The 16,352-nt window shown below is 52.9% G+C and carries 18 protein-coding genes; 5 read left to right on the plus strand and 13 right to left on the minus strand.

The features are described 5' to 3' along the window. Positions 1 to 27 precede the first annotated feature (27 nt). From treP to EVJ33_RS06010, 5 genes are all read right to left on the minus strand, one after another. Positions 28 to 1,476: a PTS system trehalose-specific EIIBC component gene (gene treP, locus EVJ33_RS05990; RefSeq protein WP_131435369.1), complete on the minus strand. Its 1,449-nt coding sequence runs from the start codon at positions 1,474 to 1,476 to the stop codon at positions 28 to 30. Positions 1,477 to 1,678: 202 nt separating this feature from the next. Further along, positions 1,679 to 2,344, minus strand: a complete 666-nt coding sequence (treR, locus tag EVJ33_RS05995) for a trehalose operon repressor (protein ID WP_236634559.1) — start codon at positions 2,342 to 2,344, stop codon at positions 1,679 to 1,681. 91 nt (positions 2,345 to 2,435) lie between these two features. Then, a complete protein-coding gene (locus EVJ33_RS06000) occupies positions 2,436 to 3,284 on the minus strand; it encodes a DegV family protein (RefSeq protein ID WP_131435373.1) in 849 nt (282 codons plus the stop codon). 94 nt (positions 3,285 to 3,378) lie between these two features. After that, on the minus strand, positions 3,379 to 4,071 hold the full coding sequence (locus EVJ33_RS06005) for a response regulator transcription factor (protein ID WP_131435375.1): 693 nt from the start codon (positions 4,069 to 4,071) through the stop codon (positions 3,379 to 3,381). A 25-nt stretch (positions 4,072 to 4,096) separates the two neighbouring features. Further along, a complete protein-coding gene (locus tag EVJ33_RS06010) occupies positions 4,097 to 5,221 on the minus strand; it encodes a sensor histidine kinase (protein ID WP_200881489.1) in 1,125 nt (374 codons plus the stop codon). 175 nt (positions 5,222 to 5,396) lie between these two features. Between EVJ33_RS06010 and EVJ33_RS06015 the strand changes: the two genes are divergently transcribed. Both EVJ33_RS06015 and EVJ33_RS06020 read left to right on the plus strand, forming a co-directional pair. Beyond that, on the plus strand, positions 5,397 to 6,038 hold the full coding sequence (locus EVJ33_RS06015) for a YigZ family protein (RefSeq protein WP_131435376.1): 642 nt from the start codon (positions 5,397 to 5,399) through the stop codon (positions 6,036 to 6,038). A gap of 41 nt (positions 6,039 to 6,079) precedes the next feature. Next, the gene (locus EVJ33_RS06020; protein ID WP_131435378.1) at positions 6,080 to 7,102 is read left to right on the plus strand and encodes an LCP family protein; all 1,023 of its coding nucleotides are present in this window, start codon (positions 6,080 to 6,082) and stop codon (positions 7,100 to 7,102) included. Positions 7,103 to 7,154: 52 nt separating this feature from the next. Here EVJ33_RS06020 and EVJ33_RS06025 read toward each other — a convergent pair whose 3' ends face one another. The 6 genes from EVJ33_RS06025 to EVJ33_RS06050 form a co-directional block, all read right to left on the minus strand. Continuing rightward, on the minus strand, positions 7,155 to 8,207 hold the full coding sequence (locus EVJ33_RS06025) for a glycosyltransferase family 4 protein (RefSeq protein WP_131435380.1): 1,053 nt from the start codon (positions 8,205 to 8,207) through the stop codon (positions 7,155 to 7,157). Positions 8,208 to 8,328: 121 nt separating this feature from the next. Next, positions 8,329 to 8,742: a Rok-like winged helix domain-containing protein gene (locus EVJ33_RS06030; protein WP_131435382.1), complete on the minus strand. Its 414-nt coding sequence runs from the start codon at positions 8,740 to 8,742 to the stop codon at positions 8,329 to 8,331. Positions 8,743 to 8,960: 218 nt separating this feature from the next. Further along, a complete protein-coding gene (gene pgmB / locus EVJ33_RS06035; protein ID WP_131435384.1) occupies positions 8,961 to 9,626 on the minus strand; it encodes a beta-phosphoglucomutase in 666 nt (221 codons plus the stop codon). 200 nt (positions 9,627 to 9,826) lie between these two features. Then, entirely contained in the window at positions 9,827 to 10,162 is a 336-nt protein-coding gene (locus EVJ33_RS06040) for an Asp23/Gls24 family envelope stress response protein (protein ID WP_034778659.1), read from the minus strand. A 73-nt stretch (positions 10,163 to 10,235) separates the two neighbouring features. Beyond that, positions 10,236 to 11,291: an acyltransferase family protein gene (locus tag EVJ33_RS06045; protein WP_131435386.1), complete on the minus strand. Its 1,056-nt coding sequence runs from the start codon at positions 11,289 to 11,291 to the stop codon at positions 10,236 to 10,238. Positions 11,292 to 11,314: 23 nt separating this feature from the next. Further along, entirely contained in the window at positions 11,315 to 11,869 is a 555-nt protein-coding gene (locus EVJ33_RS06050; protein ID WP_131435388.1) for a hypothetical protein, read from the minus strand. 253 nt (positions 11,870 to 12,122) lie between these two features. Here EVJ33_RS06050 and EVJ33_RS06055 point away from each other — a divergent pair, with 253 nt between their 5' ends. After that, positions 12,123 to 12,611: a hypothetical protein gene (locus tag EVJ33_RS06055; RefSeq protein WP_131435390.1), complete on the plus strand. Its 489-nt coding sequence runs from the start codon at positions 12,123 to 12,125 to the stop codon at positions 12,609 to 12,611. Here EVJ33_RS06055 and EVJ33_RS06060 read toward each other — a convergent pair. Continuing rightward, positions 12,608 to 13,207, minus strand: a complete 600-nt coding sequence (locus EVJ33_RS06060) for an alpha/beta hydrolase (protein WP_131435392.1) — start codon at positions 13,205 to 13,207, stop codon at positions 12,608 to 12,610. The genes EVJ33_RS06055 and EVJ33_RS06060 overlap by 4 nt on opposite strands. Further along, complete coding sequence (locus tag EVJ33_RS06065; RefSeq protein WP_131435394.1) at positions 13,204 to 14,148, minus strand: VOC family protein; 945 nt, start codon at positions 14,146 to 14,148, stop codon at positions 13,204 to 13,206. Before EVJ33_RS06065 ends, EVJ33_RS06060 begins: the two co-directional genes overlap by 4 nt. A 115-nt stretch (positions 14,149 to 14,263) precedes the next feature. On the opposite strand from EVJ33_RS06065, the gene EVJ33_RS06070 reads away from it, so the two are divergent. Both EVJ33_RS06070 and EVJ33_RS06075 read left to right on the plus strand, forming a co-directional pair. After that, positions 14,264 to 15,154 carry an ABC transporter ATP-binding protein gene (locus tag EVJ33_RS06070; RefSeq protein WP_131435396.1) on the plus strand — a complete coding sequence of 297 codons (891 nt, stop codon included), beginning with the start codon at positions 14,264 to 14,266 and terminating at the stop codon, positions 15,152 to 15,154. Beyond that, entirely contained in the window at positions 15,144 to 16,337 is a 1,194-nt protein-coding gene (locus EVJ33_RS06075) for an ABC transporter permease (RefSeq protein ID WP_131435398.1), read from the plus strand. Before EVJ33_RS06070 ends, EVJ33_RS06075 begins: the two co-directional genes overlap by 11 nt. Positions 16,338 to 16,352 lie beyond the last annotated feature (15 nt).

A 16,352-nucleotide genomic window follows, 5' to 3' on the forward strand; every position in this document is an offset into this window, starting at 1 on the left:
TCCCTCCCCTTGTCAGTGATCTTCTTATTAAGCGACTTTGTTTTCTTCGATTTCGCCTTTCTTCATATAGCGTTTCGACAAGACGAACGTCAAGACGAATGGAACGACGATCGCGATGACCATCCCGACGATGAAGAGCAAAATCTTATCGGTGAAGATGGAGAGGAATCCAGGTAGTCCCCCGACCCCGATCCCGATCGCTTGGACATCGTTCAAGGTGATGAAGACGGCCGCAATCGCCGACCCAATCATTGCCGAGTAGAATGGGAACTTGTTCGGCAAGTTCACCCCGAACATGGCCGGCTCGGTAATCCCGAAGTAAGCCGAGATGGCTGATGTCGACGCCATACTCTTTTGTTTCGCGTTGTGCTTATAGACGAAGAACATGGCAAGCGCAGCCGAACCTTGAGCGATGTTCGACAAGGCGAGCATCGGCCAGATGAACGTACCGCCCGTTTCCGCGATGAGCTGAAGGTCGATCGCGATGAACAAGTGGTGCATCCCCGTGACAACGAGCGGTGCGTAGAACAATCCGAACAAGAGCGCACCGACGACCGGGACGACTTCGAACACGTTGACGAGGCTCGTCGCGATGACGTTCCCGATTCCACGTGTGACCGGTCCGACGATCGCGAGCGCGAGGAATCCGGTGACGACGATCGTCGTGATCGGCACGACGAGCAATTGAATCGCGTTTGGTACATGTTTTTTCAAGAAGATTTCAATATGGCTCAAAATGAAGGCCGCGGCCAAAATCGGCAAGATTTGACCTTGATAGCCGACTTTCTCGATTTCGAACAAACCGAGAATGTTGAACGTCGGGACGTCGCCTTCAAGTGCCGCCTGCCCATAACCCCAGGCGTTCAAGAGATCCGGGTGGACGAGCAAGAGACCCATGACAATCCCGAGCACTTCGCTGCCGCCGAACCGTTTCGTCGCCGACCAACCGACGAGCGCCGGGAGGAAGACGAACGCCGTGTTCGCCATCATGTTGATGAGGTCCCAAAGTCCTTGCAGATTCGGGTACGCCTCAATCAGCGTCGCACCCTCGACGAACAGCCCTTCTGACGCGAGCAAGTTGTTAATCCCCATCAAAAGACCGGCGACGATGATGGCCGGGATGATTGGCATGAACACGTCCGAGAACACTTTAACGAGTTTTTGCATCGGGTTCATCTTTTTGCCGCCGGCCGATTTGACCTCGGCGACCGTCGCCGCTTCGAGCCCGGCGAGTTTGATGAACTCGGCGTAGACGCGTTCGACGTCCCCTGCACCGATGACGACTTGATACACACCCGAGTTTTCGAATGCCCCTTTGACGAGATCGGCTTCTTTCACTTTTGCTTCATTGACGAGCGACTGGTCCTTCAACGAAAGACGGAGCCGCGTGACACAGTGTGCCGCTTTGTCGACGTTATCCTTGCCTCCGATGGCTTCAAGGATATCTGCGGCGATTTGACGATAATCTGCCTTCATATTTGTTGGCCTCCTTTGTTTGAAAGCGTTTGTTGAAAACGGTTACTTATGAGTACAAACAAAGTTTAACTTATATAGATAAGTTCTGTCAACAACTTATCTATATAAGTTTTTCGTGGCGATTTTGTGACAGGCGTTCACTATTTTTGTTCCCTCTTGTCCCGATTCAAAACGAAAAAAGACCCCTTCCGAAGAAGGGGTGCTAGCGGCGCGCCACGTCGCTGAACTGGAACTTGTCGAGTCGGTGGCGGGACTCTGTATATTCGAACTGTCTTCCTTCGTAAAGGAACGTATCGTTCGTGATGACGATGACGTACTCGTAATCGTGAAGGTCAAGACGTAACCGATCAAGCTCGGTCACGTCCTCGGCCGCGATCTTCCGTTTGGCGTAACTGATCTGGAGACCGAGCTCATGTTCGACATACCCATAGATTGAGCGGGCCGCGATCTCTTTCGTTAAGCCCGGAACGAGGTCTTTGACGAAATAGTTCACGTCTAAGATCACATCCTCCCCGTCGAAGTTCCGGACCCGTTCGACCCGATACATCCGTGTGCCGGGGTCAAGGTTCATCCGGTCGGCGAGCCAAGTCGGCGCCTCAATCTCCTCGAACGAGGCGACCGACGTCTGAATCGAGCGGCCGAGCAAGGAAGCGTATACTTCGGAGAAGCTGACGATGCCGTTGAACTGGAACTCGATTTGATCGCGCTGAAGCACGAAGACGCCTTTCCCATGATGTTTCCGAACGTAACCGTGCTCTTGGAGCAGGTCGAGCGCTTTACGGACGGTGCCTCGGCTCGCCTCATACTCTTGCATGAGCTCGGTCTCGGACGGCAGCTTCGACTCCGCCGCATACTCACCGGTCTTCATACGCTCAGCGAGGCGCTCGTAGATTTGACGATATTTGGCCACAGGCTCACTCCTCTCTATCGAAAAAGACGACCGAATGGCCGTCTTTTGTTTACCACTCGCGACGATACCACGTGATACCGATCGCACCAGGTCCAAGGTGTGTCCCGATGACCGGTCCAAAATGACCGCCCGTGACATGGGCCTGTGGGAACTTCTGCTTCATCGATGCGATTTCCTCGGCCTGACGGTCCGGGCAGTTGGCGTGGATGATGCCGATACAATAACCTGCACCATCGCCCTCGATCGACTGCTCCATCATCTCCTCGATACGGCGAACCGCCTTCTTGTATGTCCGGATCTTTTCGAACGGGACGATCAACCGGTCTTGGAAATGAAGCACCGGTTTGATTTGAAGGAACGATCCGACCAGCGCCTGCGCCGCGCTAAGTCGTCCGCCTCGTTGGAGGTGGTCGAGGTCATCGACAACGAAGTACGCCCGAATCAACTCGCGTACCTTTTCAAGGTGAGCCATAATTTCTTGCGCCGATGCGCCCGCGTCACGCAAGTGAATGGCCTCTTCGACGAGAAACGACTGAGGCATGCACGAAATCTCTGAGTCGAACGCGTGGACGTTGATGTCGACCATACCGTTCAGGGCGATCATCGATTGATACGTACCGCTGATTCCGCTTGAGAGTGTGATCGCGATGACGTCCGTCACGTCTTCCGGAAGACGTTCAATCAATTCGATTGTTTCCCCGATGCTCGGTTGGGAAGTCGTCGGCAAGTTCCCTGCCTCAATCCGGTCATAAAACGCTTCGGTCGTGATATCGACGTCTTCGCGGAACGACTCTCCGTCAAAAATCACGCTGAGCGGGGCGACGTGGACGTCGTGCTGCTCACAAAATTCGGCCGGCAAATAGGCGGTACTGTCGGTCAAAATGGCTATGTTTCCCATGCTATATCCTCACTTTACATCGTTTCGTTTTCCAATTGAATGTGGATTCCATTCCATATTGTAGCATAAAAACGATGCATTGCCTCAATCGAGGTCAAATCTCAACCCATCCACGGCGAATGGCGTCGACGACGGCTTGCGTCCGGTCGTTCACTTCCATTTTGCGGAGCACCGAAGAGACGTGATTTTTGACCGTCTTCTCGCTGATGAAGAGCATGTCGCTGATGTCGCGGTTCGAACGACCTTCGGCGAGCAAATGCAACACTTCGACTTCACGGCGCGACAACAATTGGTACACCGGGTCATCGGTCCGATTCTCAACGTTGCGAACAGCCTGTTCGCCTTTGAATTGGAGCAAACGACGGTACTCTTTCAAGACGTTCGTCGTCACTTTCGGATGCAGGTAAGCCCCGTCTTTTGCGACCGAACGGACGGCCGAGATGAGTTCGGTCGATGCCACTTCTTTGAGCAGGAAGCCAGAGGCGCCCGCTTCGAGCGCATGCGTGATATACGACTCGTCGTCGTGAATCGACAGGATGAGGACACGCGTGTCCGGTGATAGCACCGACAATTGCTTCGTCGCCTCGATCCCGTTCAGTTCCGGCATATTGATGTCGAGAATCAAAATCTCCGGCTTGTGGTCGGCTGCGATTCGAATCGCCTCAGTGCCGGTCCGCCCTTCGGCGACGACCGTGAATTCATCCTCTAAGTCAAAAATCCGTTTCAAACCCTCTCGAAACAGCTCATGGTCATCCACGATTGCGATGCGCGTTTGTAATTGTTCCATCTGGATACTCCCCCTTGTTCTTGTCTTACGTGATCGGAATCGACATCCGGACGACCGTCCCTTTGCCGACTTCCGAATCAATGGTCATGCTCCCGTTCACCAACTCGATCCGTTCCCGCATCCCAACGATCCCGAATGACTCTTCGCCAATCGTACTCGGCACGAAGCCGACACCATGATCCCGTACATGAATATGTATCGCGTCATGCGCTTGCTCGACGTTGACGATGATTTCCGCCGTCTTCGAGTGTTTGATTGCGTTTTGGACGGCTTCTTGGACAAGCCGGAATACGTTGATTTCCAACTTCTCAGGCAATCTGGCCCGAGACCCCCGGTAGTTGAGCCGTGTTTTGATGGTCGTATATTCCTCTGTCTGATGAAGGTAACGTTCGAGCGTCGGCAAGAAGCCGAGGTCGTCAAGCGACATCGGACGAAGATCATAGATGAGTCGTCGGACGTCGACGAGCGCACCGCGGATGAGGCGTTTGAGTTCGTGGAGTTCGGCGAACGCCTCGTCTTTCCCACGCTTATCGAACGTCTTCTCAATCAAATCGGCTCGAATCAAAATATGAGCAAGCGATTGCGCCGGTCCGTCGTGCATCTCACGAGCGAGGTGGCGCCGTTCACGTTCGGCCGCCTCAAAGACACTGATCGCCATCTCTTGCTTCTTCATCATGTCGGAGTACTCTTGTTGCAGGTCGTCCCGAAGGAAGTTCAGCACGACGGAGACGCGGCTGACAAGTTTGTCGGCCCGTTCGATCGTGTCCTCGAGGACGAGCAGGCGGCGTTCGAGGTCGTTACGACGCTGTTGGCCGGCCATCTCTTCTTTTTGGATGAGAAAGCGCTCGAGTTGCATTTGGTTGGCGCGTTCATACGCCTCCCGGATCTCTTGCTCGCTATGTATATGAAACTTCTTGCTCACTTGGACGAGTTTGTTCTTCGCCGCTTTCACGAGCAGGTCGAGACGTTCCGACTCCTCGATATAAAACTCGATTTTTTGCGTCAACTCTTTCAGTTCGTTTTGAATCAACGAATACTCGTTGGCCGAACTCTCGGTAATCCGGACGATCTCCTCTTTACTTTCCGTCACCGTATCAATCATATTTGTTATGATATGTTCTAAAGCTGTACGATCGGTAATATGATTCACGATGCCATCCCCTAATAATTCGGTAGTAAGTCTTCATCTATTCTTATTATCGACTGCGGAACGTTCGTTTACAGTAAAAAAACGGAGGCTCTCCTACCCATTCGCCGCATCAGGCGTTGACGCCTACTTGAATTTTAAAAAAAATATTCAAAAATAGAAAGGAGAATTTTCAGAAATGTCTGCTGAACAAAATTATACTATAAAACAAGACGGAGAATACGAGGTCGTCATTCAAAAGTCAAAATTTATCGCCCACTTCAAACGGGTCACGTCCGAGGAAGACGCGCAGACGTTCATCCAAGCCATCAAGAAAGCGCATTGGAGCGCCAATCACAACTGTTCAGCCTATATCATCGGTGCACGGAACGAGTTCCAAAAAGCGAATGATGACGGTGAACCGAGCGGGACGGCCGGGCTACCGATGCTCGAGGTGCTTCGAAAACGCGAATTGAAAGACACGGTCGTCGTCGTCACCCGCTACTTCGGCGGGATCAAGCTCGGTGGTGGCGGACTGATTCGCGCTTACGGCGGCACGGTGAGCGCAGGGCTCGACGCGGTCGGCATCGTCGAACGTATCGCGATGCAACGGTTGACGCTCACGGTCGATTACGGTTGGATCGGCAAGGTCGAGAACGAGCTCCGCCAATCGTCGTACCTCTTAGACGACATCGTCTACGCCGACACCGTCACGTTCCACATCTCGGTGCCGGTCGAAGAGACCGAGGCCGCGATGGCATGGCTCGTCGATTTGACGAATGGCCAAGGAGGACTCGAGACCCAGGACCAACGCATCATCGAACGTGATTTTGTGCGGTAGGTCACGTATACTGAAGGAAACAAATGAAATGAGGAGACGACATGGAACAAGACTCCCGCAAGAAACGTCCCGTGTGGAAAATCGTCCTGCTCGCACTCGGCCTCGTCCTACTCGTCGGCGGATCGGCCTTCGGCTACTTCGTCTTCAAGGCGAACGAGACGGCGGAGAACACGAACAGCGAGTTGACACGCGGCGACAAGTCAGACCGTCGGGAAGAGACGGTCGACCTGACGAAAGATCACTTCTCCGTCCTACTCGCCGGCGTCGATGGCGGCGCCTCGCTCGAAGAAGGACGGACCGACTCGCTTATGGTGGCGACGTTCAACAAGGAGTCGCGCCAAGTGACGCTCGTCAGCATCCCGCGTGACTCGTACGTCGACATCGTCACGGATGGCAGTGAGTTCAAGGACAAGATCAACCATGCGTATGCGTACGGTGGCATCGACACGACGATCGCGACGGTCGAGAAGCTGTTCGACATCCCGATCGACTACTACGCGACAATCAACTTTGATGGCATCGAAGATCTCGTCGACGCTGTCGGCGGCGTCGAGGTCGACGTGCTCATCCCAATCTCAGGCCGGGCGACCGGTAACGTCGAACTTGCACCAGGCGTCCAGACGCTAGATGGCAAGGAAGCGCTCGCTTACGCGCGTATGCGAAAAGACGACCCTGAGGGCGATGTCGGACGCGCGAAACGTCAACAGCAAGTGCTCGAAGCCATCATCAACGAGGCAACGACAATCAATTCGTTCACTAAGCTCAACCGGATTATGAATGCGGTCGGCAATAACATCCGAACGAATATGTCCTTGTCCGAGGCGTCACAGCTCCAGCCGTACACGAAGTCACTCCGCTCATTCAATCAAGAAACGCTAGCGGGCGGCGACTTGACGCTCGGCGGTGTGTACTACTATGAACTTGATCCGGCTGACTTGAGCGAGAAACGCTCGCTCCTGAAGAGCGAACTCGGCTTGCCGGTGACGGCGGAAGATGCCGCACCAGAGACGAACGACGGGTTGACGGATACCGACGACGGTCTCAGCGAGACGACGACGTACTGACTACAAAAAACGACCGAGGACTCGTGTCCCCGGTCGTTTTTCTATGGTCTGATCATGCCTTCGGCCGGCCAAGTAGACGCCGCGACGTATGAATGATTGGCTTGTAGTTCGGGTGGATTAGTTCGGTCGATTCGACGATCAGCTCGATGACGATGAGCACGATGACGAACGTGATGACCGCACCGAGCATCGTCGTCTTCGCGAACAGAATCGAGGCGATGCCGAAGAAGAACGTCATCCCGTACATGAGCAACACAGCTTGTCGCGTCGTGAAGCCCATATCAATCAACTGGTGATGCATATGCGACTTATCAGGCGACATCGGCGGACGCCCTTGGACGAGCCGGCGGACAATCGCGAAAATCGTGTCCGAAATCGGCAGTCCGAGCAAGAGGACCGGCACGACGAGCGAGAACAACGTCACGTTCTTGAACCCAATCAGCGAGAACACGGCGAGCATATAGCCGAGGAAGAGCGCACCGGTGTCCCCCATGAAAATCTTCGCTGGATAGAAGTTATGGACGAGAAAACCGAGCGTGCTCGCGAGGAGCAACAAGGCCATCATCGTCAAATAGACGTTCCCTTGGATGATAGCGAGCAAGGCGATCGTTCCGAGTGCGATGCTCGAGACACCTGCGGCGAGACCATCGAGCCCATCGATCAGGTTGATCGCGTTCGTGATTCCAATCAGCCAAAGCACCGTCACCGGGATACTCCACGACCCAAGATACAATTGCTGGTCGAACGGAAGGTTGATCAACTCGATACGCATACCGGAGTTCAAGACGACGACCGTTGCGATCATCTGTCCCATTAGCTTGACGCGGGCCGTCAGCTGGAACCGGTCATCGATGAGGCCCGTCAAGAGGATGACGACCGCTCCGATCAAGATGGCATCGTTATATCGGCTCGTCGGAAGCAACAAGGCATAACCAATGAAAAAGGCGATGAAGATGGCGAGGCCGCCAATCCGTGGCATCGTCCGTAAATGTACTTTTCGGGCGTTCGGGTGATCGACCGCTCCGATCAGAAAAGCAAATCGGCGAACGAGCGGCGTGATCAAGATGGCCATCACAAAACTGACCAACATGGCAATCCATAACATGGGCCAACGTTCCTCTCTCATAAAAAAATAGACTCTGGCGAATTATAGCATATTTCCCTTGAGGCGAGACGTATCAGAAATGTTACAACCAAAAAAACCCGACAAGCTCGTCGGGTCACATTCAGGCGTGGGCCGGGTGCGTCGTCATGTCATCCGTGGCCTCGTATGTATACAAGCCTCGGCCAATTTTTTTAATATCAGGATTGACTGACTCGATTTTCACCATCAATTGATAGATGTTGCTAATATGATGCCGATAGCGCAATTCGAGTTCCATCTGGATGTCCCGCACGCTCATCGTCTTCCGCTCCTTCAACAGGTCTGTCACTTGATGGACGTAGACTTCGAGCGGATAGCGTTGATTGACACGACGCGGGCGAAGCCGTTTTGCCGGGTCGAGGAGAGGGTCCTCTACGTGTTTATTTCGGTTTAGCTCTGATATTAAATATTCCGCGCGGCGTTGCAACTGACGATATGATTCTTCAATCTCCATCAGTTCTCGATAAATAGTTTCATTGACGTTCGTTGATTCCATGAACGACTCCTCCTCTGTACATAATTGATGTCCCCCATCACCCAATTTCATCAATTATTCCCAGTTATTACTTGTTCCCACATAAAAGTGTAACGGTTTTGTAATGTACTTGTCATCTTTTTTTAGGCACTACTATCTATTTTAAGTCTTTTGACCCAAAACAAAAAGATGGCGACTGTTCGGGGCAGTCGCCATCTCACGGAAGATGAGCGTAGTCTTTACACGCCGACGCGTTCGAGGATGCGTGCGAGCGAGAGTTCGTCGGTCGAAGTGACGATGAGGTCTGCATGACCAAGCATCGATTCTTCCCCGACGGCGACAGCAAACATGTTTGCCGCTTTGATTGCAGTCACGCCTGCGGCTGCGTCTTCAACGCCGATGGCATGTTCGGGTTTCACGCCAAGGGCAGAGGCAGCCTTCAAAAACACTTCGGGATGTGGCTTTGATTCAGCGACAGTTGCTGCATCGACAATGTGATCGAAGTAATGACGGACACCAAGTGCGTCTACGACCGCGAATGCGTTTTTAGAAGCCGATGCCATTCCGATTTTGAGACCAGCCTCTTTGATTTCATCGAGGAATGAAATGATGCCTGGCAACAAATCGTCTGAAGAGATGTGTTGAATGAGTTCAACGTAATGCTCGTTCTTCTTCTGTGCGAGTTCCGCTTTCTCATCCGGTGTGAAATCGTCTTGTCTCCCACCGAGCGCGAGGATGCGCTCGAGCGAGTCCGTCCGACTCACGCCTTTTAGCGTCTCATTGAACTCGCGGTCAAACGGAATATCGAGCTCTTCTCCAAGTTGTTTCCAAGCGAGGTAATGGTACTCCGCGGTGTCAGTGATGACACCGTCCAAATCAAAAATGACTGCTTCAATCGTCGACATACATGCTTTCCGCCTTTCCTTCTAATGTTTCTGTCGTCAGACTACATTAAGGGAACTTGACAAGTACCCGTTGCACGATTGGTCATTGATGCAAACGGTTGCACTTGTTCGATTTCTATTATAAATGAAAAAGCTACCATCATGCAACCGCTTTCGCAAAAAAATAAAAAAGTAGGAGAAGCCTGCGCCTCTCCTACTGCTTACAACTGGATCCCGACAACTTTCACGTTCACCGAGAGCGGTGTCATCGCGAGCATCGTGTCCATGTCTTGCGTGATGCGTTCCTGTACGGCCGTCACCGTCTTGACGATCGACTGACCGTAAGCGATGTAGAGCGACAAGTTGATCGTGACGCCTTCTGACGACTCGTCGACTTTGACGTGCTTCATGAGCGCACGCTCCGACAGTTTCGTATCTTCTTGCGTGAACGACACGTGTTTCGTCTCTTTGACCGCGACTGCGGCGATCATTTCGACGACGTGACGTGAGACGTTGACGTCTCCTTCTGTGCTATGCATTCCATTTTCGTATGGCATGGTGTCACTTCCTTAACTCTAGTTTCGCTTCCCTTTATAAAGTGTAGCGGAAAACGTCCGTTTAGAAAAGGGTTTACGGTTTTGCATCTTTCACATCTTGGGCACGGCGAACGTCAATCTCGACGAGCGGCTTCAATAGCTTGACGACCGGCGGACTGATGATCAATAGGACGATCAAGAAGGCGACGCCGAACAAGACGAGCAATTGGAGCCATGACGTCGGCATGAATCCGGCCGGCACGAACGCCTTCCAGGCGACGACGAGGAAGACGTGCACCAAATAAATGTAGAGGCTGTACTTCCCGGCCCGAGTGAATACGGGCAACTCGCGACCAGGAATGATGAGTGCGAAACTGATCGCCATAAGGATGGATACCGTATAGACGATCAAGAAGGCGAACGGGCCGCTCCAGATCGCCTCCGGCACCGCCGTCTCGTAGGCGAAGCGGAATTTGAACAAGTTGCCGATATGGTAGAACGCACTTTCGCTCTGGAAACTCATCGAGGCGAGCAGCCCGAGCGTGAGCGTCGTGAAGACGGCAAAGCCGCCGATCCGATACCGGTTCCGGTGTTCGGCCCGTTTCGGCAGTTCGAAGAAGTTCATCGTATTCCGTTCACTCATCCAGTTCCCGATCAAGAAGAACGGATAGAACATGATGACTTTTCGAAGCGCGAAGAACCCGGTCGACTCAGCTTGGAAGCCGAACAAGAGCGCGAACAAGAGCGCGTACAGCACGTATCCTTTCAACTGGGTCACATAGGGAGTGATGACGTACCAGATGATGATCGCCATCAAATACCAGAGCGCCCAATACGGTTTCAAGAGGATGAGACCAGGATTCTCGAGCGACAAGAGCGGGATGCCCTCGGTGAAGGCGAACCATGAGCCAAGAATGATCTGCCAGATGACGTAGACGACGAACAGCTGGATGACCCGCAAATAACGGTTCTCTCGGAAGAAATAACCGCTCAACATAATGAACAACGGCATATGGAACGTATATAAGAACAAATACACCCATTTCGGCAAGATGTCGTCATAAGCGCCGCGTACATCGGTCAGCAAGTGACCGAACACGACAAGCAAGACGAGCACGCCTTTAATATTATCGTACCAATGATTTCGCATGATATTCCCTCAAGTTCTATAAATCAATATTGTTGTTTAGCCAATTCTTTTTGACGATTCCAAAAGGCAATCGTTTCTTTCTTCCGTTCAATCGGAAACTCCTCGAGCATCTCCCCCACTTCGTCTTCGAGTGGCAACAGCAATCCGGGGTTTTCCTGAACACACCGCATAATCTTTTCAAACTGCGTAAAGAACACCTCGAGTTCGCGAGGAGCCTGCGTTTCGAGCAGCTGTCCAGCTTCCGCGACATATCCGCCAAAATAAGTGAGATAGAAGATGCGCACCCGTTCCGTGAGCACCGGATCCGTGAAACGTTCTGCTTCTTTGACGATGGTCGCCCCTTCACGCAACATGTTAAAGTTCATCAAAAAACGATTCGTTCCCTTGTCCCCTAGTCGGACAATCTCTTTGATGAGCCGAAGCATCTCTTCAGCTTCGAAGCCTTCGCTGAAATAACGGTTCAACGTCGTCTTCACGTCTGCGTGTTGTTTATACAACCCGACGATTAGTTCAATCAACTCGTTTTGGTCGAATTGCTTGAGCTCGACCCGCAATTCGCCTACTTTCATCTTCTTCATCCAATTCCCTCGCTTCAATTTTTGCCTCATCCATCATAGCCGATTTTTTGACCTGGTGAAATTACGTTTCCACAAAAAAATGATGACGTCACTGTCATCATTCCCCGGAATTACCCGTTGCAAGCCGAAACGTCAAGAATTCTTCATCCGACAGCAGGTTTAGCACGAATTCAAATAGACGAGAGTGGGTACAGTATAGTATAGTAGTCTTATCAAATAATCAGAATATTCTAACAAAAAGGAGGTGTAGAGAATGGCTTCCGTCATTCGTAACCGTCATCATATGGTGCATGACTCAAAACGTTCATTCTCTAACTTCGGATTTTGGTGGTTCACCGGCGCCTTTTCCGTCGGACTGCTCATCGTCGCCTTCGAACCGATCCGGGAGCGATTTACCGCCATCCATCCGATTCTATCTGCCCTGTCATTCGTATTCATCTCGTTCTTCGTCGGCGTCGCCATGAAACTTGCGCGCGACGTCTGGTGGCTCAACTACCTGCTTGAACGCACGTCGAACCGGTATATGTATATCGGGGCGGATACACTCCGCAGCTGGCAGTACACGCTAGACTCCATCTGGTTATTGACCCGCACGTCACAAAAAAAGCTCGGCCGATTGTATATCCAAATCGACCGAACCGTTCGTTCTGAAGAGGCGAAACGTCTGTTCGCCGCCTATTTGATTGATCGCGGTGTGCTCGTCGTCTACTCGCGACCATCGAAACCGAAGAAGATGGCTTAACCGAGGAATCGTGCCAACCAGACCTGTGCCGCCTCGACTTCTTCCATACGCAATTCGTGTCCGCCTCCATGATAGAAGAGTTCAACGTCCGCTCCGGCATTCCGTAGCGTCGATGTGAGCTCTTCTGTTTCTGTTTTCGGGCAAATCTGGTCTCGCTCGCCGGCCGAGATGAACACGTTCGCGCCTGAGAGATCTGGCAACGTGAGCGAACGGTCCGGGACCATCGGATGGAACAAGAGCGATGCGTGGAACGCATGCTTCCGGTAGAGCGCCGAGCCAATCAAGTTGGCCCCGTTCGAATACCCGAGCGGAATCATCTTGTCCCGGTCGATGCCGTACTCGTTGACGGCTTCATCCAAGAACGTCAAAAACCGTTCCGTCTGCTGCTTCAAGTCCTCAAGGTCGAGGACGCCTTCCGCATGACGGCGGAAGAAGCGGGACATACCGTTCTCGAGCACGTCCCCTCGGAGCGTCAAAATGTTCGCCTCAGGAGAAAGGATGCGGGCGAGCGGAATCAAATCCTGCTCCGTCCCCCCTGTCCCGTGCAATAAAACGAGTGTCGTCTCGGTCGTGCCTTTAATGAATTGATGAATCATGTCATATCTCCTCTCGGGATTGTAATGATTGGTAACGTGCGAGTGATCGCCTCACGGTCCTGTTCGAACCAGGCCGGAAGTTTGAGTGTCGAGCCGAGGCCCTCCAAACTCTCATCAATCAAAAAGCCGGGCGCATCGGTCGCCAGTTCATGGAGAATCCGGCCGCCGTCATGGAAGTAGACGGAGCGGAAATAATGACGCTCTTTTACTTCGGTCGGTCGCAGACCGAGTCCGAAGATGGCGTCTTGCCACGTCGTGTAGTCCTCTCCGTCACTGATGCGCCACGCGATATGATGGACCGTCCCCGAACCGGGTACCCCGTTCGGCAGGATGGTCTTTTTCACGTCGATGACGTTGCCGTAGTCGGCTGAAGCTTGTAGGCGAATCCATTCTGAATCTTCCCCTACCGTCTCAAAGCCAAACAGTTCCGTCAACAGGCGGACCGTCGCCTCCGGGTCTTTCGACAGTAACGTCGCCCCGGCGAAACCAGAAATCGCTTCGCGTGAAGTCACGCCCGGTACGACCCAATTCGTCTGTTTCGAACTCGTCCGGGCGACGAGCTCGACGACGAGTCCGTCCGGGTCTTCGAATAGTAGCGACGGCTCACCGAACCGTTCGGTCGCGACCGTGCCGATGCCATGTTCGTTCAATCGTTTCTCCCAAAATAAGAGACTGCCTTCCGGGACGAGATATGCCGTGACCCCGACCTGTCCGCTACCGACGCTGCCTTTGCCGATTCCTGGAATCGGGAAAAACGTGATGACCGTACCTGGTGACCCTTGTTCGTCCCCAAAGTAAAAGTGGTAGGTGCCAGGGTCATCGAAGTTGACCGTCTGTTTAACGAACCGGAGTCCAAGGACATTCCCATAAAAGTCTAGTGTACGCTGTGGGTCTTTCACCATCGACGAAATGTGATGGATGCCCGCTGATTGCTTCGTCATGTCATGTCCTCCTTTTATTATCTTGATTTCAAGATAAATCATTTTCGAAGAAATGTGAAACTTTTTGCTCAATATGGCGTACGCTAGTAGTAGACACCTATAAGGAGGTACATATATGACGTTACACATCGATCGCGTCTCAAAACAGTTCGGCGAGTTCACGGCTGTTGACGACTTGAGCTTCCACGTCCCGAAAGGTGAGATGTTTGGCCTGCTCGGGGCGAACGGGGCCGGCAAGACGACGACGTTCCGCATGATCCTCGACATCTTAAAACCGAGTGCCGGTACGATTACATGGGACGGCCGAAACGTCGATCACCGCATCGTCGGCTATCTGCCGGAAGAACGGGGCCTTTATCCGAAATCACCTGTCCGGGACCAGCTCGTCTTTCTCGCGAGTCTAAAAGGCATGCGCCAGGCCGAGGCGAAACGGGCCGTCAAATCGTGGCTCGAACGGCTCGAGATTCCCCAGTATGAGACGATGCGCGTCGAACAACTGTCCAAAGGGAACCAACAGAAGATTCAACTCGTGGCCGCCCTGCTCCACAACCCGGAACTGCTCATCCTTGATGAACCGTTCAGCGGGCTCGACCCGGTCAACGTCGAGATTTTAAAACGTGAAGTGCTCGCCCTCCGTGACGCTGGGACGACGATCGTCTTCTCGAGCCACCGGATGGAACACGTCGAGGAATTGTGCCAACATATCGGCATCTTGAAAGGTGGACGCGCGGTTGTGAGCGGCGACGTGCCGGCAATCAAAGCACGTTACGCCGAACCGGTGCTCTTCATCGAAACGGACCGTCCTGATGTGCTTCAAGCCATCCCGGTCGTCCGGGCGGTCGAACCTTATAAAGACGGCCATTTCGTCCGGCTCGACTCGTTCGATGATAGCGACGCGGTCCTTGGTGCCCTTGTCACGAATGGTGCCGCCGTCAAGACGTTCATGCGCCAACCCGTTTCATTAAACGACATCTTCATCAAGGAGGTCGGCCAACATGTTTCATAACTTCGGACCACTTTACTCGTTTACGTTACGTTCGAAGCTTCGCTCAAAGGCGTTCCTCATCTCGACGATTTTGACGATCTTGTTCATTCTCGGTTTCACGAACATCGACCGTCTGCTCGCGAACTTCGAGGACACCGATCAGGCGCAAGCCATCCTCGTCACCGAAAACAATGAACTGACGACACTCATGCAGTCGCTCGGTTATGAAGACATCGAATCGGCGGCCATAAACGAGGAGGAAGCGCGTACTGGCCTCGACAAGGGGGATTATGAGATCGTCGCCTTCATCGAAAACGATTCGGCCCGCGTCCTATCGGAACGCCCAGAACCGGACTTCACGACGGTCCTCCAGACGGCACTCCGCGAAATCCGGAACGCCGAACTGATTGAGACGTCGAACATCGATCCGACTGTCCTCGCGGCATTGAATGAGCCCGTGACGGTCGATGAATCGTATCTCGGACGTGGCGGTGAAAACTCGGACGAGCTGTTCTCGTCGTTCGCGTTCGTCTATGTCATGCTCATGTTGCTTTACGTCTCAATCATCACGTACGGCTCGATGATCTCGACCGAGGTCACGACCGAGAAGTCGTCACGCGTCATGGAGCTGATCATCTCGACGACGCATCCTGTGACGCATATGCTCGCCAAAATTTCGGCCATCGGAACGCTCGCCCTGCTCCAAATCGCAATCTTCCTCGGCTTTGGTTACTTCAGCGCCCGTAGCAACGAGATGGCCCAGTCGGTCATCGATAACGCCGGCAACGTCCGGGCCGTCGTCTACTTGTTGACGTTCTTCACGCTCGGGTATTTGCTCTATGCGGCCATGTTTGCCGTGCTTGGTTCGCTCGTTAGCCGGGTCGAAGAGTCGCAACAGATGACGATGCCGGTCATCATGCTCCTTGTCGCCGGGTTCCTCGCCGCCATGTTCGGCTTGAACAACCCAGAAGCACCGATCGTCACGATTTTGTCGTACGTCCCGTTCTTCACACCGATGCTCATGTTCCTTCGTGTCATGCTCGTCGACGTGCCGGTATGGGAAGTCGCGTTGTCAATTGGCATCATGATTGCCACAATCGGTGTGATTTTGTGGGTCGGCTCGAAATTTTATCGCGGCGGTGTCTTATTCTACGGCAACAATGCGATTAAACAATGGCGACAAATATTACAGAATCGACAATAACGTTTACAGCATTTT

Source organism: Exiguobacterium sp. SL-10 (assembly GCF_004337025.1).
In the GTDB taxonomy this organism is placed as follows: Bacteria; Bacillota; Bacilli; order Exiguobacteriales; family Exiguobacteriaceae; genus Exiguobacterium.